Genomic DNA, 23,849 nt, shown 5'->3' on the forward strand with positions numbered 1-23,849 from the left:
AGATTGGGCCGGCTGCGCGTCGCTCACGCGCTGGTCCGGCACCGCACTGTGTGTGGTGACGGGCCGCTAGCCCGCAGCCACCTCACGCGTCCGGTTCTCATACATCTGCCGAACCACCTCCTCTCTCGTGTACCTGGAGCCTAGGAAACAGTCCGGCCCCGGATCAACCGCTTTTTCCCGGACGCCGGCGATCGGCCGATGATCTGCCCGGCCGAGCCGCCTCCGTGGCGTTGACGTGGGGATTGCCGCCGTACAACGATTCCTTCAATGTTGTGGGAACTCGGTGTGCGCTGGGTCACGTTCGAGTTGAATGATTGCAAGGAGCGAACCGACGTGCCGGACGTGCGGACGCAGCCTGCAGGGGGTCCAGGTGAGTGCTTCCCGGCGTAGTGGGACCACCGACGAGCTGGGGCCGGACGAGCCCGAGCGCGACTCGGATGGTTCGGATCTGCTTGCCGCGTTGCTGGACGGGATGGACGCGGCGCTGTGCGCGTTCGACGCCGACGGGGTCGTGACGCACTGGAACCGCGAGGCCGAGCGGATCCTCGGATGGAGCGCGGAGGAAGCCGTCGGGCGCCGCGGTCTGGCCGGATGGGCCGTGCGCACCGCGGACGCCGAGGAGGTCGAGGGGCGGCTGCTGTCCGTGATGCACGCGCCCGGGCGGCAGGTGCACGAGTTCGCCCTGCTGACCAAGGACGGCGGACGGGTGCTCGTGCGGACCCAGTCGGCCGCCGTGCGCGGGCCCGACGCAAAGCCGGCCGGGGTGTACTGCGCGTTCAGCGAGGTGCACGCCCAGATCGACCTGGAGCGTTCGATCGCGCTGAGCGAGGCGCTGTTCGAGGACGCCAGCTGGGGTGTCGTGCTGGTGGACGTGGATCTGCGTCCGGCCGTGGTGAACGCGCACGCCGCCCGGGCCCTGGGCACGGGCCGTACGTCGGTGCTGGGACGGCCGCTCGGCGAGCTGCTGGCGCAGGGCGTGGAGGAGCTGGAGAGCGCGTTGCAGCATGTGCTGGCCGAGGGCGCGCCGCCCGCGCCTGCCGAGGTGTGGGTGACCGTGCGCGCGACGGAGGGCGAGAAGCGCCGGTGCTGGCGCAGCGGCTTCCTGCGGCTGGCCTCTCCACTGGCGGAAGAACCGGTTCCGCTGGGTGTGGGCTGGCTGTTCCAGGACGTCACGGAGGCCAAGCAGGCCGAGCAGGAGGCGTCCCTGCTGCGGTTCCGGACCCAGCAGCTGCACCGCGCGGCGCGGGCCGCGGCCGAGTGCGAGGACCCGGCGGAGGCGGCCACGGTCCACCTGGACTTCGCCCTGGCCGGTTTCGCGGACCACGCGGTGATCGACCGGGTCGTCGGCGGCGCCCTCACCGACACCCAGACCGAGGGTCCCGTCCGGCTGGTCCGGGTGGCCGCCACGCCGTCCGGCGCACCGGGCCCGAGCAAGCTGGCCGACCTCGCGGGCCTGCCGGTGCGCTACGCCGAGGGGCACCCGGCCCTGCAGTGCGTGGAGCGCGTGGGCGCCGTACGCGCGAGCGCGGGCACGGCTCCGCCCGAGGCCGCCCGCGAGTGGGCCCTGGCCCGCCAGTGGCCACCGGACGCGGTGCACGCCCTGTGCGCGGTGCTGCGCAGCCGGGGCCGGACCCTGGGGGTCGTGACGTTCCTGCGGGGCGCGGGCCGCAGCGCCTTCGAGCGGTCCGACGCGATGTACGCGGAGGACGTGGCGGTACGGATCGCGACGTCGCTGGATCTCGCGGGGCTGTCGAACGGGACGTGAGGGGCGGGGCGGGGGGCAGCGCGGCCCCGCCCGTGCCCCGTTCAGTGCCGGTAGAAGATCCGGTCGCGGTACCGCTCCATCACCCGGGTGTTCCAGTCGTGGCCGCCGTCGACGTTGCCGGAGCGCAGCAGGGGCGGTTCGACGCCGCGCTCGGCGAGGGTGGTGGCCGTCGTCGCCATGACGGCCTGGAGGAGGGCCGAGGTGACGACCGTGGAGGCCGGGGCGAAGGGGGCCGGGATGTCGTCGTGGGTGAGTTCCGCGTCGCCGACCGCGATCTTGGAGTCGAGGACGAGGTCGCAGTGGTCCTTCAGATACGTGCCCGAGGAGTGCCGGGACTCGGTCTGCGAGGCGTAGGCGACCGAGGTGACGCCGATGACCTGCACGCCGAGGGCGCGGGCGCTCATCGCCATCTCCACGGGCAGGGCGTTGCGCCCCGACAGGGAGATGATCAGCAGGGCGTCGCCGTGGCGGAGCGGGGAGCTGTCGAGGACGGCGCTCGCGAGGCCGTCGACCCGCTCCAGGGCGGAGCCGAGCGGCGCGGGCATGACGTCGACGCCGACCACGCCTGGCACCACCAGGAGGTTCATCAGCGCGAGCCCGCCGGCCCGGTAGACGAGGTCCTGCGCGGCGAGGGAGGAGTGCCCGGCGCCGAAGGCGAAGAGCCGGCCCCCGTCCGCGACGGTGTCGGCCAGCAGTGTCCCGGCCGCGGCGATGCTGTCGGCCTCCTCGTCGCGCAGCCGCTCCAGCAGGCCGATCGCGGAGTCGAGGAACTGGCCGGCCGGCGCGCGGTCGCTCATACGGGGTCCCTTCGGGCTGGCCTGATCGGCTTGTGTCGCGCATCACGGTGCGGTCTGGACCAGTGCGGTGTCAACACGGCCGTGGGCCGCGCGCCCGGCCCGGGGAAGCGGCCGAAAGGGAAGTCCGTACCCTTGCGCCCGGCCGGGTAATCCCCGGCTTTCCCTCCCGAGGCCCGGTTGTCGGTGGTATCCGGCAGAATTGGGTGCAGGGCCAGCGCACACGCCGGTGAGCCGTCCAGCCTCCGGCAGATCTCATTCGAGGGGCACGTATGTCCGGACTGATCGACACCACGGAGATGTATCTCCGCACCATCCTCGAGCTGGAGGAAGAGGGTGTGGTCCCCATGCGCGCCCGTATCGCCGAGCGGTTGGACCAGAGCGGGCCGACCGTCAGCCAGACGGTGGCGAGGATGGAGCGCGACGGTCTGGTGTCCGTCGCCAGCGACCGGCATCTGGAGCTGACCGACGAGGGCCGCAGACTGGCCACGCGCGTGATGCGCAAGCACCGCCTCGCCGAGTGTCTGCTCGTCGACGTGATCGGCCTGGAGTGGGAGCAGGTCCACGCGGAGGCGTGCCGCTGGGAGCACGTGATGAGCGAGGCCGTGGAGCGCCGCGTCTTGGAGCTGCTGCGGCACCCGACGGAGTCGCCGTACGGCAACCCGATCCCGGGTCTGGAGGAGCTCGGGGAGAAGGACGGCGCGGACCCGTTCCTGGACGAGGGCATGGTGTCGCTGGCCACGCTCGACCCGGGCGCCGAGGGCAAGACGGTCGTGGTGCGCCGGATCGGCGAGCCGATCCAGACGGACGCGCAGCTGATGTACACGCTGCGGCGGGCGGGCGTGCAGCCCGGCTCGGTGGTGAGCGTGACCGAGTCGGCGGGCGGGGTGCTGGTGGGCAGCGGCGGCGAGGCGGCCGAGCTGGAGTCGGACGTCGCCTCCCACGTGTTCGTCGCCAAGCCCTGAACCGACCGCCTGTCGCGCCGGGGCACGCGCCAACTCCGGTTGCGCGTGCGGCCGTTGTGGCGTCGATGCGCTCTTGGCGTGATCCGGACCGATTCGGGGACCCAGTCCGTCGAACGGCAGCGCCCGCACGCTTCCCGTGCGACGCTGTCGCGTGAGGCATATGACCTGAGGGGCTCTGGGCCGCGGCTCGACAGCGATGTCGCCCCGGCCGGGGAGGGGGCGGGAGGATGTGCCGCGCAGATGTGGAGGGCCCCGGCGCCATGTGGCGCCGGGGCCTGTCCTCCCCTGTGCTGACCCGGAGCCCCGAGCTCTCAGGGTCATTCCCCGCGGACCGGTTTCCCCGAGCGGTCCGCCCCCCGCTGAAGATCTCCCCTCGGCACCGGCGATCAATCCCCGGGGGTGGTCACTCGAACGAGGGGTGTTGCCCGCGGAAGCCGGATTCTCGAATGCGCTTTCGATAGTCTTCGGGCGGCGCACGGCACACTTGCACCGACGGACACGGCAACCAGCACGGCAGAGGCAACAGAAGGCAGAACACGGTTCACAGGACCGGACGGCTCAAGGGAGCCGCGGTCCGCGCGAAGCTTGGGGGGTGCCAGGACATGGCGCGACGCATCGACGTGACCGGGACGGGCGGCGTACGCCTGGCGGCCTGGGAGTTCGGCGACCCGCCCAAGCCCGATCCGGCGCAGGACGGCCAGGGGGCGCACGCCGGGCCCACCGCACCGGAGGGCTCCTCGGGCGTGCTGTTACTGCACGGCCTCATGGGCCGCGCCTCGCACTGGGCGTCCACCGCCCGCTGGCTCTCCGGACGCCACCGGGCGGTCGCCCTCGACCAGCGCGGCCACGGCCGCAGCGACAAACCCCCGCAGGGCTCCTTCACCCGTGACGCCTACGTCGACGACGCCGAGGCCGCCCTGGAGCAGCTGGGCCTCGCCCCGGCCGTCCTCATCGGCCACGCCATGGGCGCGCTGACCGCCTGGCAGCTCGCCGCCAAGCGCCCCGACCTGGTCCGCGGGCTGATCATCTGCGACATGCGGGCCTCCGCGCTCGGCGCCGCCTCCCAGCGCGAGTGGGGCCAGTGGTTCGACTCCTGGCCGCTGCCCTTCGCCACGCTCGCCGACGTCCGCAAGTGGTTCGGCGAGGACGACCCCTGGGTGGAGAGGCCCAATCCGGCCCGCGGTGAGTTCTACGCCGAGGTGATGGCCGAGTCCCCGGACGGCTGGCGTCCCGTCTTCGACCCGGAGCAGATGCTCCGCTCCCGCGAGACCTGGGTCTACGACGCGCACTGGGAGGAGCTGACCCAGGTCCGCTGTCCCGCCCTGGTCCTGCGCGGCCTGGACGGCGAGCTGGGCCGCGCCGAGGCCCAGGAGATGGTCCGGGTCCTGCCCCGCGGCCAGTACGCGGAGGTCGCCGACGCGGGCCACCTGGTGCACTACGACCAGCCGGAGGCCTGGCGCGCCGCCATCGAGCCGTTCCTCGACTCACTGAGCGGCGGCTGACACCGGCTCACTGCGCCGGCGCCGCCCCTTGCCCCCGGCCTCCGGCCTCTGCCCCCGCAGTCCGGTTCGGCCTTCGCAGTCCGGTTCGGCCTCCGCAGTCCGGTTCGGTCTCCGTAGTCCGCCTCCGGCCTTCGCCGTCCGCCTCCGGCCTCCGTAGTTCGGTTCCGGCCACCGCAGTCCGCCTCCGGCCTCCGGCTCAGCCATCGGCGGTCGCCTTCGGCCTCCGGAAGCCGGAGTCAGCCCTTGCTGACCGCCGCCAGGATCTCCGGCAGCCGCCCGGCCGTCCGCGGGGCGGCCAGTTTCAGCCCTGCCGCCGTGAGCACCGCCCCGTAGACCGTGCCCGCCGGCAGCAGCAGCCACGTCCAGTCGTCGCCGTCGGCGCTCACGTTCAGCCAGATCGTGAGCGCGATGACGGGCGCGCAGAGCAGGGCGGCCGCCATCATCCCGCCGAAGATGGAGATCCAGGCGAGCCCGGTCTGCCCCGGGGCGACGTTCTTGTAGCCCTCCTGCGGGATGGAGTAGGGGAAGCGGGCGGAGGTCCACGCCCCGGTCGCCAGCATCGCGCCGAGCAGCGCGAAGGACAGCCCCAGCGCCTCGGGCAGCCGCTGCCAGTCGCCCAGCATGGCCGTCGTCACCACCGTCACGAGCGTGGCGTACGGCAGGGTGATCAGCAGCAGGGCGTACGCCCGGGCGCGCAGCTCGACGTAGGCGTCCCGGGGCGAGGAGATGGTCAGCGCGACCATCCAGAACGCCGAGGTGTCCTGCCCGAACTGGTTGTACATCTGGATGCCGAGCATCCCCGCGGCGAAGCACGCGAAGTACACCGACCCGGTGCCCTGCCAGGCGTTGAACACCGGCACGATCAGCCCGATGGCCAGCGATGTCACCCAGGCCGCCTTGGTCTTGGGGTCGCGCCAGATGTACCGCAGACTGCGGTCCATGACCGTGCCCGTACGGCCCACCGGCAGCAGCCGCGCGAGCCCGGTCGACGAACGCTCCTTCGCGGCCGACTCGGCGCTCGGCAGGGTGGAGCCGTCGGGCGAGGTCATCAGCCGGGTCAGATGCCGCGACCAGAGCGCGAGCAGCGCCACCAGCGCACCCGCGCTCAGCGCCAGTTGCGCGACGGCCACACCGTACGACCCCTCGCCGGCCGCGTGCACGGCGCCGACCGCCGACGCGGGCGGCACCCACTGGAGCACCTCGGCGGCCGGGTCGAGCTCGCCCAGCCCGGACGCCCCGAGCCGCTGCGCGCCGAAGTTGACGATCTGCGCCCCGACGGCGATGACGAGCCCGCTGAGCACCGCGAGGTCCCGCCCCTTGCGGCTGGTCAGCAGCCGTACGTTGGTCACGGCGACGGCCCGCGCGAGAGCCACGCACAGCAGCAGCGCCAGGACGACGGCGACGGCACCGACGGCGAACGCCGCCCCGCCCCGCGCCACCGCGATCACGGACCCGACCAGCAGGCACAGCGTGAACAGCGGCCCGATGCCCACCAGTGAGGACGTGAGCAGTGCCCGCACCAGCGGCCGGGGCCGCAGCGGCAGCATCACCAGCCGGGTCGGGTCGAGGGTCTCGTCACCACCGGGGAAGAACAGCGGCATCACCGCCCAGCCGAGCCCCAGCACCGCCACCGCGAGCACGACCACCGACTCGGCGTGCGCGTGCCCGCGCAGCGCGATCAGGCCGATCAGCTGGAGCGCGGCGAACAGCAGGGCGAAGACGGCCGAGGTGATGTAGGCGGCCTTGCGCCCGCCGGACTGCCGCAGTCCGTTGCGCAGCAGCGACAGCTTCAGCCGGACGAAGACCGGGGTGATCGCGGGGGCGCTCACCGCGACCCGCCGCCCAGCCAGTCCAGGTCGGATCCGGCGTCCCGGCCCTGCGCGCCGACGAGTTCGAGGAAGGCCCGTTGCAGCGAGGGCGCGTCGCCGCGCACCTCGGCGAGGGTGCCGGTGGCGCGGATCCGCCCGGCGGCCATGACGGCGACCCAGTCGCACAGCGACTCGACGAGCTCCATGACGTGGGAAGAGAACACGACCGTGGCGCCCGAGGCCGTGTACCGCTCCAGGACTCCCCGGATGGTCTGCGCGGAGACGGGGTCGACGCCCTCGAACGGTTCGTCCAGGAACAGCACTTCGGGATTGTGGAGGAGAGCGGCGGCGAGCCCGATCTTCTTGCGCATGCCGGTCGAGTAGTCGACGACCAGCTTGTGCTGGGCGCCGGCCAGGTCGAGGACGTCGAGCAGCTGGGTGGCCCGCTTGTCGACCTCGGCGCCGGGCAGCCCGCGCAACCGCCCCGTGTACGCCAGCAGTTCCCGCCCCGACAGCCGCTCGAACAGCCGCAGCCCCTCCGGCAGCACCCCGATCCGGGCCTTCACCTCGACGGGGTCCCGCCACACGTCGTGCCCGACCACCTCGACGGTCCCGTGGTCGGGCCGCAGCAGCCCGGTCACCATCGACAAGGTGGTGGTCTTCCCGGCCCCGTTCGGCCCGACGAGCCCGATGAACTTGCCCGCGGGCAGGTCGAGATCGACCCCGGCCACAGCGACCTGCTGACCGAACCGCTTCCAAAGCCCCCGCACCCGCACAGCGCTGGATTCCACCACGCCTCCCTCCGTCACCTTGCACCCTACGGCGGGGCAACGCCCTTCTCTTAAGGGGCGCGGGGAACTGCGCGATCAACCACGACGAAGCCGCAGCCGCCGACGAAGAGGAACCACGCAGACGATCAGGCGCTACCGATCCCGCCCGCACGCATAGGCCAACGGCGAGATCAACTCCTCCGCGTCCGGCAGCCACCGATTCGCCGGGGTCGGCCGGCAGGCCCACTGCACAGCCCCCCGAGACCCGAACCGCGTAGGCGGCGCGGCCACGTACGCCCCCTCACCCAGCACCGTCAGATCCAGCGACGACACCGCCCACCCCAGCTTGCGCACCAGGTCGGGCACCTTCACCCCGGCCCCCGGCAGCACGAAGAACTCCATCCGCCGATCCGGCGTGAGCGTCACCGGCCCGAGCGTCAGCTCCATCCGCTCCATCCGCGCCAGCGCCAGGAACCCCGCCGTCTCCGGCACGGAGATCGCGTCGAACGTCCGCCCCGTCGGCAGCAGGATCGACGCCGTCGGCTGCTTCTGCCACATCCGCCGCGCGACCGTCGCGCTGCCCGTCGCCTGCGTCGCCCAGTCCGGACGCGCCGGGTGCGACCCGGGCGCCGGACACGCCACGTCACCGCAGGAGCAGCGCTGACTGCCGTCGACGGCTTCCAGCCAGGTGCCGGGGAACACGTCCCAGTGGCGCTCCTCGGCGTAGCGAACAGCGGTCTCCAGCAGCGATTCCCCGCGCTGCTTCGGGATCTGAGCGGCTTCGGTGCCGGCGATCGTCTCTTCCACGATGAACACAACTCTGGTCGTCACCAGGGGTTACGCCCACCCGCGTGCGCGGGGGAGAGCATCGCCCCTGTTCCCGGGGCGCATGGGTGCATGTCCGGGGGCGCGCGGGAGGAACCGGGGCCGTGGCTGGGTAGCCACGAGGGGGGCCGGCAACAGCCGTTACCCCGGCATTCCTCACATGCCTCGCATTTTCGCCTGGTCGGCGGGGCATTGATCTTCACGGCCGGATCTTTTCGCCGGGACGTGAGGGGTTCGGCCGCGGAAGGCACGTCAACTCGGTGCGTGGCAGGCACCGCAGCCACCCGGCGTGGGCGCCCCGTGGGCGCACCGCCAGAAAGCAGGGGGTACGCCATGGCCGCAAGGCCGCTCGTCGCCCGGCAGCCGAACGAACGGCTGCAGGCGCTCATCCAGGAAGCCGGATGCTCCAACGCCGGCCTGGCCCGACGGGTCAACATGTGCGGCGCCGAGCACGGCCTCGACCTGCGCTACGACAAGACGTCGGTGGCGCGCTGGCTGCGCGGGCAGCAGCCACGGGGCCGGGCACCGGCGATCATCGCCGAGGCGCTGGGCCGCAAACTCGGCCGTACGGTCACGATCGACGAGATCGGCATGGCCAACGGCAAGAACCTCGCCTCGGGCGTGGGCCTGCAGTTCTCGCCGACGGTGCTGGGGGCCATCGAGCAGGTCTGCGAGCTGTGGCGCAGCGACGTGGGGCGGCGGGACTTCCTGTCCGGTTCCTCCGTCGCCGCGTCCGCGCTGGTCGAGCCCAGCCGCGACTGGCTGATCTCCTCACCCGACGCGCAGGTGTCGCGCTCGGCGGGGCCCCGGGTGGGGCAGTCCGACGTGCAGGCGGTCCAGGCCATGACGCAGGCGCTGGTGGACCTCGACCACCAGTACGGCAGCGGGCATGTGCGGCCGGTCGTCGTGCACTACCTCAACAGCGTGGTCTCGGGGCTGCTGGCGGGCTCCTACCGGGAGGCGGTCGGGCGGGACCTGTTCGCCGCGGTGGCCCGGCTCACCGAACTCGCCGGGTACATGGCCGTCGACACGGGGCAACCCGGCCTGGCCCAGCGCTACTACATCCAGGCGCTGCGTCTGGCGCAGGCCGCCGGGGACCGCGGCTACGGCGGGTACGTGCTCGCCGCCTCCATGAGCCACCTCGCCGCGCAGCTCGGAAACCCGCGGGAGATCGCGCAGTTGGCGCGGGCGGCGCAGGAGGGGGCGCGGGGGCGCGTGTCGCCGCGCGCGGAGTCCATGTTCCTCGCGGCGGAGGCGCGCGGGCACGCCCTCATGGGCGACGTGCGCGCCGCCCAGTCCGCGGCGGGGCGCGCGGTGAACGCCCTGGAGGCGGCCGACCCGGCCGCCGGGGACGACCCGGTGTGGATCGCGCACTTCGACGAGGCGTATCTGGCCGACGAGTTGGCGCACTGCCACCGGGACCTCGGGCAGGCCGAGGCGGCGGCCCGGTGCGCGCAGGAGTCGCTGGCCGGGCACCCCCGGACGCGGGCGCGCCGCCGGGCCATCGGATATGTGCTCCTGGCCACGGCGCAGGTGCAGCAGCGCGAGATCGAAGAGGCGTGCGCCACAGGCATGAAGGCCGTGGAACTGCTGGAGGGGCTGCGCTCCAACCGGGGCGCCGAGTACCTGGAGGACTTCCAGCAGCGGCTGGAGCCGTACCGGGACGAGGCGGTGGTAAGGGAGTTCGGGGCGCGCCTCGACCTGCAAGCGGCTGCGTGAACACGGGGGCCGCGGATGCGTGAACATGCGGGAAACGGCGGCTCGATGCGCAGGAGGTGACAGGAACAGCGCGCCGTGAGCCGGTGGTGTTACCGCGCTCACAGGGCACGGGGTCGTGCCCTGTGCTGCGTGGCACGGGGCTCTGGGGACCCGGTAGCGTGACCCGACGATTCACAAGGTCCCCCATAAGTAGGAGTCCCGGTGACGCAGAGTGGACAGGGCGAGGAGCCCTCGGCGCGCCCCGCGCGCGAAGGCATCGTGCTGCCCTCCGACGGTGGCGAACCCCTGCTGCCGGGCATGACGGGCGGACCCGCCGACGTCTCCGGCCGTAGGCCCGCCCCGCCGCCGACGGCCGCGCCGCAGGCCTCGGCCCCCGCGGAGGGGCAGACCTGGGGCCAGCCGTGGGGCCCCGACCGGCAGCAGGCCTCGCCCGCGCCGGGCCAGACCTGGCAGTCGCAGCCCGAGCAGTGGAGCACACCGGAGCAGCCCGCGTGGGACGCACAGCCCCCGGCCGCCCCGGCCCCCGACCCCTACGCCCCGGCCCAGCCGCCCGCGGGCGCGACCGGCTACGCCCCGTACGGCACCCCCGGCGCGGCCCCGCTCCCCCCGGAGGGCTCCGGCGGCCAGGCGCCGCAGGGCGGGGCCGGATACGGCTACCCGCAGGGGCCCGCCGCCGGTACCTACGGCGCGACGGCCGGGAGTGCCCAGCCGCAGCCGGGGCACGGCGCGCCCGGGTACGGCTACCCGCAGGGGCCGGCCGCCGGTGACCACGGCGCCTCGCGGCAGGCCGGTGCCCATGGGTACGAGGGCGGTCCGCCGGCCGCCTCCGGTGCGTGCGGCGGTGGACTGCCGTCTGCCCCGGGGGGCTACGGGCCCGCCGGAGGCGCACCCCTGCCGCCCGCCGCCGACGAGGGGGCGACCCAGTACATACCGCCCGTCACGGACGACACGGCCGCCGCGGCCACGCAGTATCTGCCGCCCGTCGCGCCGGCCGCCGACGAGGGCGCCACCCAGTACATACCCCCGGTCGCCCCCGGGGCCCTGCCGCCCGAGATGCCCGCGGGCGAGGACCCCGAGGCGACGCGGTTCCTCGGGACCGGGCCCCGCACCGGCGCCGGACCGCTGCCGCCCGCCGCGCACCCGGACGCCGAGGCGACGCAGTACATCCCGCCGGTGCCCGGCGGCGACAAGCAGCCGCCCGCCGAGTTCGACAACCTCTTCCGCAGCGACCAGGCCGGCGAGAGCCCGGCCGGGGCCACCCAGCAGATGCCCCGCATCGAGCAGCCCCGGCCGCAGCCCCCGGCCTCGTACGGCGCCCCCCAGCCCTCCCACGCCCCGCCCGCCGCGGGCCGGTCGCGTGGCGGGCGTTCCGGCTCGCGCGTGCCCGTCATCGCCGCCGTCGGCATCGGCATCGCCGTCCTCGGCGTCGGCGCGGGCGCGCTGCTCGCGAGCGGCGGGGGCGGCGGTGACGACGACAGCGGCGACAAGAAGACCGTCGCCGCCTCCGCACCCGCGACCGACGGCTCAGCCTCCCCGTCCGCCGACCCGGCCCGGGCCCAGGCGGTCGAGCTGGACAAGCTGCTCGCCGACAGCGGCAACAGCCGCACCACGGTGATCAACGCGGTCGCCGACGTCAAGGGCTGTGACAACCTGCCGGGCGCCGCCAAGGACCTGCGCGACGCGGCCAAGCAGCGCAACCAGCTGGTCACCCGGCTCTCCGGCATCAAGGTCGACCTGCTGCCCGACCACGCCGCGCTGACCACCGCCCTCACCAAGGCCTGGCAGGCCTCCGCCTCCGCCGACAACCACTACGCGGCCTGGGCCGACCAGACCGCGGGCAAGAAGGGCTGCAAGAAGGGCCAGGCCCGCGCCACCAACCAGACCCGGGCCGGCAACCGGGCCAGCGGCGTCGCCACCACCGAGAAGGCCAAGGCGGCCGGACTCTGGAACGGGATCGCGAAGAAGTACGGCCTGACCGAACGCCAGCCGACCCAGCTGTGACGGGACGCGGACGGCTGACCGGCGTGGGCGTTCAGTGGTCCACGTCGGCGTCCTGCAGTGTCCTCGTGGTGTCGACGAAACCCTGGCGCGCCGACACCAGCCGCCCGTCCCGCACCACCTGGAGGGTCACGTTCGCGTTGACCAGGCGCGGGAAGCCCACGGCGGCGAGCTTGTCCTGGAACCGCCAGCGCAGCGTCGGCGTGAGCCCGCCCGTGCCGGCCTCCAGGCCGTCGTCCAGGGCGTCCGTCACCGTGTCGGCGCTCACCTCGCCGCCCCCGAGCGACTCGACGACCTGCCGGAACACCGTGTAGGCGATCCACGTGGTCTGCACCCCGGCGTCCGCGGGGTCGATGCGGTTGTCGCCGAAGGCCTGCTCCCGGATCACCCGCTTCATGCCGTCCCAGCGCGGATCGCTCGCCACCGGGTACCAGCCGGTGAGGTACGAGCCCTCGTACGGGCCCGACGCGCCGCCGGTCGCGTCGATCACCGTCTGGTCGACGCTGCCCAGCACGGTGGCCGTGCGGACCTCGGGGTAGTCCCCGCGGGCCCGCCGGAAGGAGTCCATGAAGGTGCCGTTGCGGTCGCCCAGCGCGGGCACCACGCAGCCGTCGTCCGCCGCGCCGCGGGTCGTGGTGCGCAGCGCCCGCTCGGCCTCGCCGTCGTACTCGGTGGCGTCCTCCGCCGCCCGCTGGTCGGTCGAGGCACGGTGGCCGCCTGCCTTCAGACCGGAGTCGAGCAGCGGGGGCAGCTGGTCGCCGGCGATGGTGTCGGGCCGGATCAGTGCGACGGGCCCGCAGTCGGCGAGGGCGCTGCCGAGCCCGGCGAGCAGCGCGGGCTGGCCGCCGTTGACGGGGTAGGACAGGGGGCTGGTGAACTCGGCGTTGGTGATGCCGTAGCCACCGATGTAGGGGATGCCGGCGCCTTCCAGCGACGGGAAGAAGGAGTCCGCGTACTGACTGTAGGATCCGACGACCGCGACCACGTTCTCCTTGGCCGCTCGTCGGGCGCACTTGGCGGCGGCCACGCTGTCGTTGTGGTCGTTGCAGGTCAGCACGGTGAGCTTGCGGCCGTTGATCCCGCCCGTGGCGTTGATCCAGCGGGCGTACGCCTGGGCGAAGGCGGGCATGCCGGGTTTGTTGGTGGCCCTGGTGTCCTGCGGGGCCCAGGTCATCACGGTGATGGTGTCGTCCCCGGCGCCCCCCGTGGTGCCGGGGACGACACCGCATCCGGCGAGGAGTGACGCGCACGCGAGAGCCGTGCCCGTGGAGAGGACGCCTTTTCTGGCGTGACGGGTGAGGAGGCCGGGGAGGAATGTGCTGCGGGTGCGTCGCCTGCCGGTCATGGGTCCGCACGATTCCGTCACACGGCCAACCGGTGAGTGATCTGGGGTCAACACGTGGTGACGCACAGGTGAAATGCGGGGGCTGATGTAACCGATGTGGAGGGGAACGTACGATCGATGACCGTGCAAGCTTCGGAGAACTCTTCCCGTCGTGGCCGTCGCTCATCCACCATGGGCGGCATGCCTGTCAACGACATGCCGTGGTGGCGCTGGCGCAGCAACGTGCGCTCGGCGCTGCACATGCTCTCCGATCCCGGGTTCCAGCGGGACGTCTGGCTGGCCGGTGTGGACGGCTTCGGCGACGTGACCGACGCGGTGTACCGGCTGGTCGAGGACACCTGGCTGGACCACTGGTCCGCCGAGAAGTACGTCGGCACGATCTTCCGCGACGCGCAGGAGGCCGCCCTGGTCGACAGCGCGGTGCTGCGGGTGCTGCGGATCATGCACCAGGTCGGGCCGGACGCGCCGGTCGCCGCGTACCTCGACCATGAGGCGTGGCCGGAGGCGGTCCAGGCGGCCCGGGAGGCGCACGTACGGCTCGCGACGAGTGACGGCGAGGACCCGGACGCGGTGCCGCGCAGCCTGGACGTGCTGCGGATCATGACCAGGTCGGCTTAGCGGTTCATGGCGCGGTTCCCGATGCGGCTCCCGGCACGGTCCGCGGCGCGGTCCCGCCCTGCGGGACGATTGCCGGGGGTGTCGGTCCTTGTGGGAACCTGTCCTGCATGAACGAGCAGTCCTCCAGCGCCGCGGCCCCTGCCGACCAGTACGTCCTCACCCTTTCCTGCCCGGACAGGAAGGGCATCGTGCACGCCGTGTCGAGCTATCTGTTCATGACCGGCTGCAACATCGAGGACAGCCAGCAGTTCGGCGACCACGACACGGGACTGTTCTTCATGCGGGTCCACTTCTCCGCGGACGCCCCGGTGACCGTGGAGAAGCTGCGGGCCAGCTTCGCGGCGATCGGTGACTCGTTCCAGATGGACTGGCAGATCAACCAGGCCGACCGGAAGATGCGCATCCTGCTCATGGTCAGCAAGTTCGGGCACTGCCTGAACGACCTGCTGTTCCGGGCGCGGACCGGGGCGCTGCCGGTGGAGATCGCCGGGGTGGTGTCCAACCACACGGACTTCGCCGAGCTGGTGAAGTCGTACAACATCCCCTTCCACCACATTCCGGTGACCAAGGACACGAAGGCCGAGGCGGAGGCGCGGCTGCTCGACATCGTCCGCGAGGAGGGTGTCGAGCTGGTCGTGCTCGCCCGGTACATGCAGGTGCTGTCGGACGACCTCTGCAAGGCGCTGTCCGGGCGGATCATCAACATCCACCACTCGTTCCTGCCGAGCTTCAAGGGGGCGAAGCCGTATCACCAGGCTCATGCCCGGGGTGTGAAGCTGATCGGCGCGACCGCGCACTATGTGACGGCTGATCTCGATGAGGGGCCGATCATCGAGCAGGAGGTCGAGCGGGTCGGGCATGACGTGACGCCGGAGGGGCTGGTCGCGATCGGGCGGGACGTGGAGTGCCAGGCGTTGGCCCGGGGTGTGAAGTGGCATGCCGAGCGGAGGATTCTGCTCAATGGGCGGCGGACTGTGATCTTCGCCTAGGAGCTCGGGTTATCCCGTTTCGTGGCGGGTGCGGGTGTTTTGTGGTTGTTCGCGCAGTTCCCCGCGCCCCCAAACCTCACATCCTGCTCAGTGAGGCGGCCGCGAACAGAACGTCCCTGATGGCCTCTCTGTCTCCTACCTGGCCTGCCGCTGCCTCCTGCGGAGGGACGTGACCGGCGGCCAGGCGGCAGAACTCGACGCCGTCCAGGGCCACATGGGCCACCTCGTGCTCGGCGGAGCCCTTCGCCGCGGGGGAGTCCAGCGGGATCAGCCACTCGCCGCCGCCCGAGCCCTCGATCTCCAGCCGGAGGCTGCGGCCCGGTTCGCCCGCCGCGACCAGATGCCGGTGGCGGGCGGGGGAGGCGAGACCGGCCCGGCGGCGCTGGGCCAGGGCCGTCGGCAGCATCCTGGCCGCCAGGTCGATCATGCGGTGCAGATGGCGCGGCGAGGGCGGGTCGTAGGGGTAGTCGACCGCCTCGGCGATGTCCTCCGCGTGCACCCAGCACTCGAAGGCGCGGTCGAGCATCGCGTCGTGCAGGGGCAGCTCGAAGTCGCCGTACGACACCGGCATCTTCCCGGCGCCGCCGCCCGTGAAGGACACCGTGCGCACCAGGCCGTGGCTCTGCTCGCGCCAGGGCGCGCGGACCGACCGGGTCGGCGGGAAGTGGGAGGCGCGCCACAGGGCCTCGGTGCGGGCCGCCGGTGTCGGCCGCCGGGCCGGCACGTCGCCCAGCGGGTCGTCCAGGCCGAGCGCGACCGCCACCAGGCCGTCGACGCCGAGCAGATGCGCGATGACCCCGGCGACGGTGGTGCGGCGGCTCGTCGACTCGTCGGACCGGAACCAGCGCAGCCGTACCGGCGCGTGCCACTCGGCGTCGCCGAAGTCCTGCAGCAGGGCGTCCAGGCGCGCGGTCTCGGCGTCGTAGGCGGCGGCCCAGTCCGGTACCGGGATGCGCGGCGGGCGCCGTTCCAGGCAGGTGTCCAGCACGCGGGTCCGCAGCCCCGGGTCCAGGTCGAGGCTCTCGGGGCGTTGCAGCAGTCCGACGGCCTCCCGCAGCCGCCGGGCCTCGTCGGCGCAGGAGCCGCAGTCGCCGAGGTGTTCCTCGACGGCGGTGGCCTCCTCGGCCGAGCAGGCGGCCAGCGCCCAGGCGCCGAGCAGGGCCTTCAGCACGGGGTGCGCGAAGGCGGGCGGGGCGGGCGGCGGTGCGGAATCGCCGGGGCCCTCCGGCGCGGGCAGCGGCAGTCCGCTGTCCTCGACGGAGGCCCGGGGCATGGGGATCCGGGGCGGACGCCCGCGCTCGGAGTCGTCGCCGTGCCCGGGTCCGCCCGGTCCGTCCGGTCCGTCCTGTGCCTCCGGCCGACCGGGCCCGCCTGAGCCGGCACCGAGCCCACTTTCGCCGCTTTCCTCGCAAATGCTGCTTTCGTCCCTGGGGTTGTCCTGCCTCCCGCGGTCGTGCTCACCCTCGTCGCCGTCGTACGCCTCGAAGCGGTCCGGCCCGTTCACACCGCACCCCCGTACCCGGGCGGTGCGCCCGGTGCCTCGGTGTCGTGGGCGGTGGAGAGCAGTTGCAGACCCAGGCGCAGGCGGCGGCGGGCCTCGTCCTCGGTGATGCCGAGGTCGGCGGCGGTCTGGCGGTAGTCCCGGCGCTGGAAGTAGGCCCGCTCCAGGGCCGAGCGCAGCGGGACGGGCATGGACTGCACGATGTAGTCGGCGCGGGCGGCGACCGAGGCGCGGCGCACCCTGTGCTCCAGCTCCTCGGTGGTTCCGGAGCCTTCGCGGGCGAGGGCGGCGGTCTCGGTGGCACGCAGCCGCTGCACGGCGAGCCGGTGCGTCAGGGAGGCGACCCAGGTGCGCAGCGGGCCCTGCCGGGGGTCGTAGGAGTCGGGGTGCTCCCAGACGTGGATGAAGACCTCGCGCGTGATGCCGTCGGCGGCGCGCTCGTCGCCGAGGACGCGGTGGGCGAGGCCGTGCACCAGGCAGGCGAACCGGTCGTAGAGCTCACCGAGGGCGGCGGCTTCCCCGCGGGCGAGCCGCTGCTGCATCTTGCGGTCCCAGCGAGGCGGTACGTCTTTTTTCGCCATGCGGCCCCCTCACCCCCTGCTCGTGTCCCGCGCCCGTGTTCTGTCCAGCCTGTGCTCGACGTCTCCTCGAATGTAGTCGGCACGTCCGGTAGCGCACGCCCCTTTGTGGCAATGTGCGCCCCCTGACCGGGTGCAGGTGGTAGGGGGCTTCCGGCGCTCGTGCCGTTCGCCTTTGGGCTCGCGCCTACCCCGACACCCGCGGATCAGGCCTGGCTGAAGTCGATCGAACAGGATCGAAGCCGACTAAAACAAGCCTCTTCCGCGGGAGATCGGTTTTTCGGGTTGTGTTTCAGGGAACGGCCGGTGGGCAGCCGCGCTGCAAGGAAGCGTAGGGTCTGCTTCCGGTTCGGCGAGCGAGGGGCGTGGTGGTGACCTTCAAAGTGACCGGCGGTGAGCAGGGCGAATGGGCCGTGCTCCGGGTGTCGGGCGAGCTGGATCTGGTGACGTCGCCGGTGCTGCGCCAGCGCGTGCACGACGTGGTGGCCGAGGGGCACCACTGTCTCGTCCTGGATCTGTCCGACGTGTTCTTCTGCGACTCCAGCGGCGTCGGCGTGCTCATCGCGGCCCGCCGGCTGATCCGCTCCTGCCAGGGCCGGCTGCGCCTCGTGCTGCCCGCCCGCGGGGCGGCCGACGGCTCCCACGTCAACCGGGTCCTCGGCGCGCTGGGTGTGCGCAGGCTCTTCGACGTGTACGGCGATGTGGACGCGGCGCTCGGCGACGAGGGTGAGCCTCTGTCCGCGTGACGGCTCCATGACGCACGGTGGAGCGAGTGTCGCCGTTCCGCACGCCCGTGTCCCGGAATTCCTCCGGTCTCGCCACAAGTGACGTTTTCCCGCGCCCGAACGGCGTCCCGCGTCGTACGCTCCGACCCAGACGCACCCCACCTGACGTAAGGCGGCCCGAAAAAGACATGGTCAGCAGCGAGTACGAGCGCAGGATCGCCGCCCGGTTCGCCACCTTCGACCAGGACGGCAACGGCTACATCGACCGCGAGGACTTCTACGGCGCGGCCAAGGCGCTGCTCACGGAGTTCGCGGTGGCGGCCCGCTCCGACAAGGGGCAGGCCCTGTATGGCGGCGCGGAGGCCTTCTGGCAGGGCATGGCCGGGATCGCGGACCGTGACGGCGACCAGCGCATCACGCGCGAGGAGTTCGTCAACGGGGCGGTGAAGCGGTTGCGTGACAACCCCGAGCGGTTCGCCGAGATCGCGCGGCCGTTCCTGCACGCGGCGCTGGGGGTCGCCGACGGGGATGGTGACGGGGTCGCGACGGTTGAGGAGGCGGGGCGGGTGTTGGTGTGCCTCGGGGTTCCTGAGGAGCTTGCGGGGTCGGCTGCGGCCGCGCTCGATGGGGATGGGGATGGGAAGGTGGGGGAGGCGGAGGTCGTTGCGGCCTTTGCTCGCTACTTCACGGTGCCGGAGTAGGGGTTTCGCCGCGGGGGTTGTTGACGGGGGGTGGGTGCGGGTTGGTTGTGGTCGCTCGCGCAGTTCCCCGCGCCCCTGGGGTTCGTGGGGGTGTTTGTGGGTGGGTGGGTGCGGGTTGGTTGTGGTTGTTCGCGCAGTTCCCCGCGCCCCTAAGCCGCGTGTCCCTGAGACCCCGTGTTCCTGAGCCCGCGTGTTCCTGAGCCCCCGCGTCTCTGAGCCCGCGCGTCTCTGAGTCCCCGCGCCCCTGAGCCCGCCTGGCTCTGAGCCCCGTGTTCCTGGGGTGGGTGGTGGCCTAGGAGGCGTAGTGTTCACGGAGTTTGTATTTGAGGGTCTTGCGGAGGGTTTCGCCTCGGGGGAGGGCAGTTGTTACTTCCAGGCGTTCCGGGAGCTTGTGGGGTGACAGGCCCTGGGTGCGTAGGAAGTCGGTGATGTCCGTGAGGGTCAACGGCTGTGCTCCCGGCGGTTGTTCCACCACCGCGCACACCAGCTCGCCGCGCGCCGCGTCCGGCAGGCCGATCACCGCCACGTCGCCGACCGCCGGATGCCGGTGCAGCAGGTCCTCGATCTCCTGGGCCGATATGTTCTCGCCCTTGCGGATGATGACGTCCTTCAGCCGCCCGGTGAGGACCAGGTGCCCGGTGTCGGTGAGGCGCCCGAGGTCGCCGGTGCGCAGGAAGCCGTCCTCGTCGAAGGCCTCGGCCGTCTGCCCGGGATCCAGGTACCCGCGGCACACCGCCTCCCCGCGCAGCCGCACCTCCCCGTCCACGATCCGGATCTCCATGCCCCGGGGCGGACGCCCCTCCGTCGTCGCCAGCAGCTCGGGGTCGTCGTCCGGCGCCCCCATGGTGATCATCGGCACCTCGGTCATGCCGTACCCGTGGGTGAGCTGCACCCCCATCTCGCGTACGACGGCGTGGTACAGCTCCGGCGGCTTGGGCGCCCCGCCGCCCGCCAGCAGCCGCAGGGTCGGCACCACCGGCTCTCCCGGCCGCTTGCGCTGCTCCGCGAGGAACATCGAGTAGAACGCCGTCGACCCGCCCGCCATGGTCACCCCGTGCGCGCGGTACGCCGCCAGCGCGTCCGGCAGCGCGAACTGCTCGAACAGCACCGCCGGGAAGCCGTACAGCAGCAGCATCACCGTGTAGTCGGGTCCGCCGATGTGGGCGTACGGGAAGGCGATCGAGCCGACGTCGTCCGCCGAGGGGCGCAGCGCGTGCGCCAGGCAGGAGCCGCCCGCGAGCAGCGAACGGTCCGTGTGCAGCACGCCCTTGGGGTCGGAGGTCGTGCCGGACGTCCAGTAGATCCAGCGCACGGCGGTGCCGTCGGAGGGCGGGGGAGGCAGCACGGACGGATCACCCTCGGGCAGGTCGTCGTAGGCCTGGAAGACGCCCTTCGCGCCCAGCCTCCGGGCCATCTCCGTGTGGTCGAAGCCGCGCCAGGTGCCCGGCACCGCGAAGAACTCGGCCCCCGACCCGCGCAGTGCGAAGCCGACCTCGCGGTCCCGGTAGAAGGGGATCACCGGGGTCTGCACGGCGCCGAGCCGGGCCAGGGCGAAGGACAGCACGGCCGTCTCGATACGGGTGGGCAGCTGCCAGGCGACGACCGTGCCGGGGCGTACGCCCATGCCGTACAGGCCGGCCGCGACCCGCTCGGCGCGGTTGTGCAGCTCCCCGAAGGTCAGGGTCTGGTCGTCCTGGAGGAACAGCGGCCGCTCCGGTGTGCGGGCGGCACGGCGGCTGACCAGCTCCCACAGGGTGCGGGACGAACTCAGTTCGTGCGGGGTGTCGTTCACGGCTGCCCCCTGCCGCTCGGCGCGCTGCTTGGCTGACGGGTCGTCAGGTGGGATGCTATCTGACGCTGCATCAGATAAGTACCGTCCGGCGGAGGGGACCCATGGCGACCGAACTGCCCCGCATCATCAGCGTCGACGACCACGTGATCGAGCCCGCCCACCTCTTCGACACCTGGCTGCCGGCCAAGTACCGCGAGCGCGGCCCCAGGGCGCTGACCGCCGGGATCGGAGAACTCGCCTACACCGGCGGCAAGTACCGCATCACCATGGACCCCGACGGCCAGCCCACCGACTGGTGGATCTACGAGGACCTGAAGTTCCCGTACAAGCGCAACATCGCCGCCGTCGGCTTCGACCGCGACCAGATGACCCTTGAGGGCATCACCCGCGAGGAGATGCGGCCCGGCTGCTGGGACCCCAAGGAACGCCTGAAGGACATGGACCTCAACCACGTCGAGGCCTCCCTGTGCTTCCCGTCCTTCCCCCGCTTCTGCGGCCAGACCTTCGCCGAGGCGCACGACAAGGAGGTCGCCCTCGCCTGCGTACGCGCCTACAACGACTGGATGGTCGAGGAGTGGTGCGGCGACAGCGGGGGGCGGCTCATCCCGCTGTGCCTGATCCCGCTCTGGGACGTCGGCCTGGCCGTCGAGGAGATCCGCCGCAACGCCGCGCGCGGGGTGAAGGCCGTGACCTTCTCCGAGATCCCCACCCACCTCGGGCTGCCGTCCATCCACTCCGGCTACTGGGACCCGTTCTTCGCGGTCTGCCAGGAGACCGGCACCGTCGTCAACATGCACATCGGCAGCAGCTCCCAGATGCCCGCCGCCTCCCCGGACGCCCCGCCCGCCGTGCAGGCCTCCCTCAGCTTCAACAACGCCATGGCCTCGATGATGGACTTCCTCTTCAGCGGCGTCCTGGTGCGCTTCCCGCGTCTCAAACTCGCCTACTCCGAGGGCCAGATGGGCTGGGTCCCGTACGCCCTGGAGCGCGCCGACGACGTGTGGGAGGAGCACCGCGCCTGGGGCGGGGTGCGCGGGACGATCCCCGAGCCGCCGTCGACGTACTACTACCGGCAGATGTACTGCTGCTTCTTCCGCGACAAGCACGGCGTGGCGTCGCTGGACGTGGTCGGCCGGGACAACGCCACCTTCGAGACCGACTACCCGCACGTCGACTCGACCTTCCCGCACACCAAGGAGGTCGCCCTCGACCACGTCCGGGGCCTCGACGACGAGACGGTGTACAAGCTGATGCGGGGCAACGCCATCCGGATGCTCGACCTCGACCTGGACCGCTGAGGCGCGCCGATGGACCTGTCGTACACGCCCGAGGAGGAGGACTTCCGGGCCCGTCTGCGCGACTGGCTCTCCTCGGTCCTCCCCGCCCTCCCGCCCAAGCCGTCCCCCGACGACTGGCCGGGACGGCGGGCCTACGACCTCGGCTGGCAGCGCCGGTTGCACGACGCCGGATACGCCGACGTCCACTGGGACGCCTCCCCGACCCTGCGGCTGATCTTCCTGGAAGAGACCGAGCGGGCGGGCGCGCCCTACGTGGGGGCCAACTTCGTGGGCCTGCTGCACGCTGGGCCGACCATCGCCGCCGAGGGCACGGCGGAGCAGCGGGCGCGCTGGCTGCCGCCGATCCTGCGCGGGGAGGAGGTCTGGTGCCAGGGCTTCAGCGAACCCGGCGCCGGATCCGACCTCGCGGCGCTGCGCACGCGCGCGTGGCGCGACGGCGACACCTACGTGGTGACCGGCTCCAAGATCTGGACCTCCCACGCGGAAGTCGCCGACTGGTGCGAACTGCTGGTCCGCACCGACCCCGGGGCGCCCAAACACCAGGGCATCACCTGGCTCGCCCTGCCCATGGACGCGCCCGGCATCACCGTACGGCCGCTGCGCACGCTCGCCGGGTCGGCCGAGTTCGCCGAGGTCTTCCTCGACGAGGTGCGGGTGCCGGTGGCGAACCGGGTCGGGGACGAGAACGACGGCTGGCGCGTCACCATGGTGACGCTGTCCTTCGAGCGCGGTACGGCCTTCGCCGGTGAGGTCGTCGCCTGCCGACGGGTGCTGGGCGAACTGGCCGTCGAGGCCCGTGAGAACGGCCGGTGGGACGACCCGGCCCTCCGGCGCCGGCTGGGCAGACTCGACGCCGAGTTCCGGGCGCTGTGGCGGCTCACGCAGTGGAACGTCAGCGCGGCGGAGGCGTCGGGCGGGGTACCGGGCACCGGCGGTTCGGTCTTCAAGCTCCGCTACTCACACGCCCGCCAGGAGCTCTACGACGCCGCCGCGCAGGTCCTGGGCCCCGACTGCCTCGACCTGGACCGGCCCTGGGCCCTCGAACGCCTGAGCTCCCTGTCGTACACCATCGCGGCCGGCACCTCGCAGATCCAGCACAGCATCATCGCCGAGCGCGCCCTCGGGCTGCCGAAGGGACGGTGAGCCACCATGCGGTTCCGCCTGACGGACGACCAACGCGCGCTGCGGGACGGGCTGCGCGAGGCCCTGACCCGCCGCTTCGACACGGCCGCCCTGCGTACGGTGCTGGAGGGCGCGGTCACGGAGCGTGTGGGCGGGGGCTCCGCCGCGGGGGACGAGGGTGCAGCGGGGGGCCGTTGCGCGGTCCGGGCGCCTCGGCTCGACCGGGAGTTGTGGCGGTTCCTCGGAGACCTCGGGTTCTTCTCGCTGCGGGTGCCGGAGGCGGACGGCGGGGTCGGACTCGGGTTGCCGGAGGCGGTGTTGCTGTTCGAGGAGGCGGGGCGGGCGCTGCTGCCCGGGCCGCTGGTCGCCACCCACCTCGCGGCCGGTGCCGTGCCGGGCGCGGCCACCGGGGAGACCGTGGTGGCGGCCGTGGACGGCGGGCTCGTGGAGTGGCTGGACGAGGCGGACGTCGTACGCGGCGACACCACCGGGGCCGTGCCGCTGCGTTCGGCCGACCCGCTGACGCCCCTGCACCGGGTGCCCGCCGGGCAGGCCGCCCCCGATCCTGCCCCCGACCCCGTCGCCGTCCTGCTCACCGCCGCCGAGCAACTCGGCACGGCCGGGCGCGTCTGCGCGCTCGCGGCGCAACACGCCCGGGCACGCGAACAGTTCGGACGCCCCGTCGGGGCCTTCCAGGCGGTGGCGCACCTGTGCGCGGGGATCCTGGTCCGGGCGGAGACGGCCCGCGCGGCGGTCTACGCGGCCGCCGTCACCGCCGACCCGGCCGACATCGCGGCGGCCCGGACCCTCGCCGACGAGGCCGCCGTGCGTGGCGCCCGCGACTGTCTCCAGGTGCACGGCGGCATGGGCTTCACCTGGGAGTCCGAGGTCCATCTGCATCTGAAACGCGCATGGGTTCGAACCCAGCGTGCGGGTGGAGTCACGGAGAGTGAGGAGACTCTCGCGGCGGCACTCGCGCCCGAAACGGCCTGACCGGCCGTCTGGCTGCGCTATCGCCGTACGTGCTCCGGGAG

20 protein-coding genes are annotated in these 23,849 nt (G+C 72.8%); 12 read left to right on the forward strand and 8 right to left on the reverse strand.

Annotated elements, in window-relative coordinates:
* The first annotated feature begins 310 nt into the window (after window positions 1–310).
* Window positions 311–1,765: a PAS domain-containing protein gene (locus ACFZDE_RS21950; protein ID WP_391201920.1), complete on the forward strand. Its 1,455-nt coding sequence runs from the start codon at window positions 311–313 to the stop codon at window positions 1,763–1,765.
* Window positions 1,766–1,806: 41 nt separating this feature from the next.
* Here the strand turns inward: ACFZDE_RS21950 and ACFZDE_RS21955 are convergent, their stop codons facing one another.
* On the reverse strand, window positions 1,807–2,562 hold the full coding sequence (locus ACFZDE_RS21955) for a sugar isomerase domain-containing protein (RefSeq protein WP_391201923.1): 756 nt from the start codon (window positions 2,560–2,562) through the stop codon (window positions 1,807–1,809).
* A 269-nt stretch (window positions 2,563–2,831) separates the two neighbouring features.
* Between ACFZDE_RS21955 and ACFZDE_RS21960 the strand changes: the two genes are divergently transcribed.
* Both ACFZDE_RS21960 and ACFZDE_RS21965 read left to right on the forward strand, forming a co-directional pair.
* Window positions 2,832–3,524, forward strand: coding sequence for a metal-dependent transcriptional regulator (locus tag ACFZDE_RS21960; protein WP_221759220.1), 693 nt, complete (start codon window positions 2,832–2,834; stop codon window positions 3,522–3,524).
* Between the two features lie 602 nt (window positions 3,525–4,126).
* Complete coding sequence (locus tag ACFZDE_RS21965) at window positions 4,127–5,026, forward strand: alpha/beta fold hydrolase (protein ID WP_391201926.1); 900 nt, start codon at window positions 4,127–4,129, stop codon at window positions 5,024–5,026.
* Window positions 5,027–5,262: 236 nt separating this feature from the next.
* On the opposite strand, the gene ACFZDE_RS21970 is transcribed toward ACFZDE_RS21965, so the two are convergent.
* The 3 genes from ACFZDE_RS21970 to ACFZDE_RS21980 form a co-directional block, all read right to left on the reverse strand.
* Window positions 5,263–6,855: a transporter gene (locus tag ACFZDE_RS21970; protein WP_391201929.1), complete on the reverse strand. Its 1,593-nt coding sequence runs from the start codon at window positions 6,853–6,855 to the stop codon at window positions 5,263–5,265.
* The gene (locus ACFZDE_RS21975; protein WP_391000891.1) at window positions 6,852–7,643 is read right to left on the reverse strand and encodes an ATP-binding cassette domain-containing protein; all 792 of its coding nucleotides are present in this window, start codon (window positions 7,641–7,643) and stop codon (window positions 6,852–6,854) included. The genes ACFZDE_RS21970 and ACFZDE_RS21975 overlap by 4 nt, the downstream gene beginning before the upstream one ends.
* A 114-nt stretch (window positions 7,644–7,757) precedes the next feature.
* Window positions 7,758–8,420 carry a bifunctional DNA primase/polymerase gene (locus ACFZDE_RS21980; RefSeq protein WP_391001242.1) on the reverse strand — a complete coding sequence of 221 codons (663 nt, stop codon included), beginning with the start codon at window positions 8,418–8,420 and terminating at the stop codon, window positions 7,758–7,760.
* 342 nt (window positions 8,421–8,762) lie between these two features.
* Here ACFZDE_RS21980 and ACFZDE_RS21985 point away from each other — a divergent pair, with 342 nt between their 5' ends.
* Both ACFZDE_RS21985 and ACFZDE_RS21990 read left to right on the forward strand, forming a co-directional pair.
* Entirely contained in the window at window positions 8,763–10,148 is a 1,386-nt protein-coding gene (locus tag ACFZDE_RS21985) for a transcriptional regulator (protein ID WP_391000894.1), read from the forward strand.
* Between the two features lie 201 nt (window positions 10,149–10,349).
* Entirely contained in the window at window positions 10,350–12,149 is a 1,800-nt protein-coding gene (locus ACFZDE_RS21990) for a hypothetical protein (protein ID WP_391201931.1), read from the forward strand.
* A 31-nt stretch (window positions 12,150–12,180) separates the two neighbouring features.
* On the opposite strand, the gene ACFZDE_RS21995 is transcribed toward ACFZDE_RS21990, so the two are convergent.
* The gene (locus ACFZDE_RS21995) at window positions 12,181–13,491 is read right to left on the reverse strand and encodes an ABC transporter substrate-binding protein (protein WP_391201934.1); all 1,311 of its coding nucleotides are present in this window, start codon (window positions 13,489–13,491) and stop codon (window positions 12,181–12,183) included.
* Window positions 13,492–13,608: 117 nt separating this feature from the next.
* Here ACFZDE_RS21995 and ACFZDE_RS22000 point away from each other — a divergent pair, with 117 nt between their 5' ends.
* On the forward strand, window positions 13,609–14,109 hold the full coding sequence (locus tag ACFZDE_RS22000) for a hypothetical protein (RefSeq protein ID WP_391000903.1): 501 nt from the start codon (window positions 13,609–13,611) through the stop codon (window positions 14,107–14,109).
* 107 nt (window positions 14,110–14,216) lie between these two features.
* Complete coding sequence (purU, locus tag ACFZDE_RS22005; protein WP_391201937.1) at window positions 14,217–15,098, forward strand: formyltetrahydrofolate deformylase; 882 nt, start codon at window positions 14,217–14,219, stop codon at window positions 15,096–15,098.
* Between the two features lie 76 nt (window positions 15,099–15,174).
* On the opposite strand, the gene ACFZDE_RS22010 is transcribed toward purU, so the two are convergent.
* Both ACFZDE_RS22010 and ACFZDE_RS22015 read right to left on the reverse strand, forming a co-directional pair.
* Window positions 15,175–16,602, reverse strand: coding sequence for a zf-HC2 domain-containing protein (locus ACFZDE_RS22010; protein WP_391201939.1), 1,428 nt, complete (start codon window positions 16,600–16,602; stop codon window positions 15,175–15,177).
* Window positions 16,599–17,180, reverse strand: a complete 582-nt coding sequence (locus ACFZDE_RS22015) for a sigma-70 family RNA polymerase sigma factor (RefSeq protein WP_391000912.1) — start codon at window positions 17,178–17,180, stop codon at window positions 16,599–16,601. The genes ACFZDE_RS22010 and ACFZDE_RS22015 overlap by 4 nt, the downstream gene beginning before the upstream one ends.
* A 362-nt stretch (window positions 17,181–17,542) precedes the next feature.
* Between ACFZDE_RS22015 and ACFZDE_RS22020 the strand changes: the two genes are divergently transcribed.
* Window positions 17,543–17,923 (forward strand): anti-sigma factor antagonist, encoded by a 381-nt coding sequence (locus ACFZDE_RS22020; protein ID WP_391000914.1) that lies wholly within the window; start codon window positions 17,543–17,545, stop codon window positions 17,921–17,923.
* Between the two features lie 167 nt (window positions 17,924–18,090).
* Window positions 18,091–18,603: an EF-hand domain-containing protein gene (locus ACFZDE_RS22025; RefSeq protein ID WP_391201942.1), complete on the forward strand. Its 513-nt coding sequence runs from the start codon at window positions 18,091–18,093 to the stop codon at window positions 18,601–18,603.
* A gap of 292 nt (window positions 18,604–18,895) precedes the next feature.
* Here the strand turns inward: ACFZDE_RS22025 and ACFZDE_RS22030 are convergent, their stop codons facing one another.
* Window positions 18,896–20,395 carry an AMP-binding protein gene (locus tag ACFZDE_RS22030; protein ID WP_391201945.1) on the reverse strand — a complete coding sequence of 500 codons (1,500 nt, stop codon included), beginning with the start codon at window positions 20,393–20,395 and terminating at the stop codon, window positions 18,896–18,898.
* Window positions 20,396–20,496: 101 nt separating this feature from the next.
* Here ACFZDE_RS22030 and ACFZDE_RS22035 point away from each other — a divergent pair, with 101 nt between their 5' ends.
* From ACFZDE_RS22035 to ACFZDE_RS22045, 3 genes are read left to right on the forward strand one after another with little or no spacing between them, the layout of a single operon-like run.
* The gene (locus ACFZDE_RS22035) at window positions 20,497–21,693 is read left to right on the forward strand and encodes an amidohydrolase family protein (RefSeq protein WP_391201948.1); all 1,197 of its coding nucleotides are present in this window, start codon (window positions 20,497–20,499) and stop codon (window positions 21,691–21,693) included.
* A gap of 9 nt (window positions 21,694–21,702) precedes the next feature.
* On the forward strand, window positions 21,703–22,836 hold the full coding sequence (locus ACFZDE_RS22040) for an acyl-CoA dehydrogenase family protein (RefSeq protein WP_391201951.1): 1,134 nt from the start codon (window positions 21,703–21,705) through the stop codon (window positions 22,834–22,836).
* Between the two features lie 6 nt (window positions 22,837–22,842).
* Window positions 22,843–23,808 (forward strand): acyl-CoA dehydrogenase family protein, encoded by a 966-nt coding sequence (locus ACFZDE_RS22045; protein WP_391201953.1) that lies wholly within the window; start codon window positions 22,843–22,845, stop codon window positions 23,806–23,808.
* Window positions 23,809–23,849: the final 41 nt, after the last annotated feature.

The sequence above is a fragment of the Streptomyces sp. NPDC007929 genome (assembly GCF_042959065.1).
GTDB lineage: Bacteria > Actinomycetota > Actinomycetes > Streptomycetales > Streptomycetaceae > Streptomyces.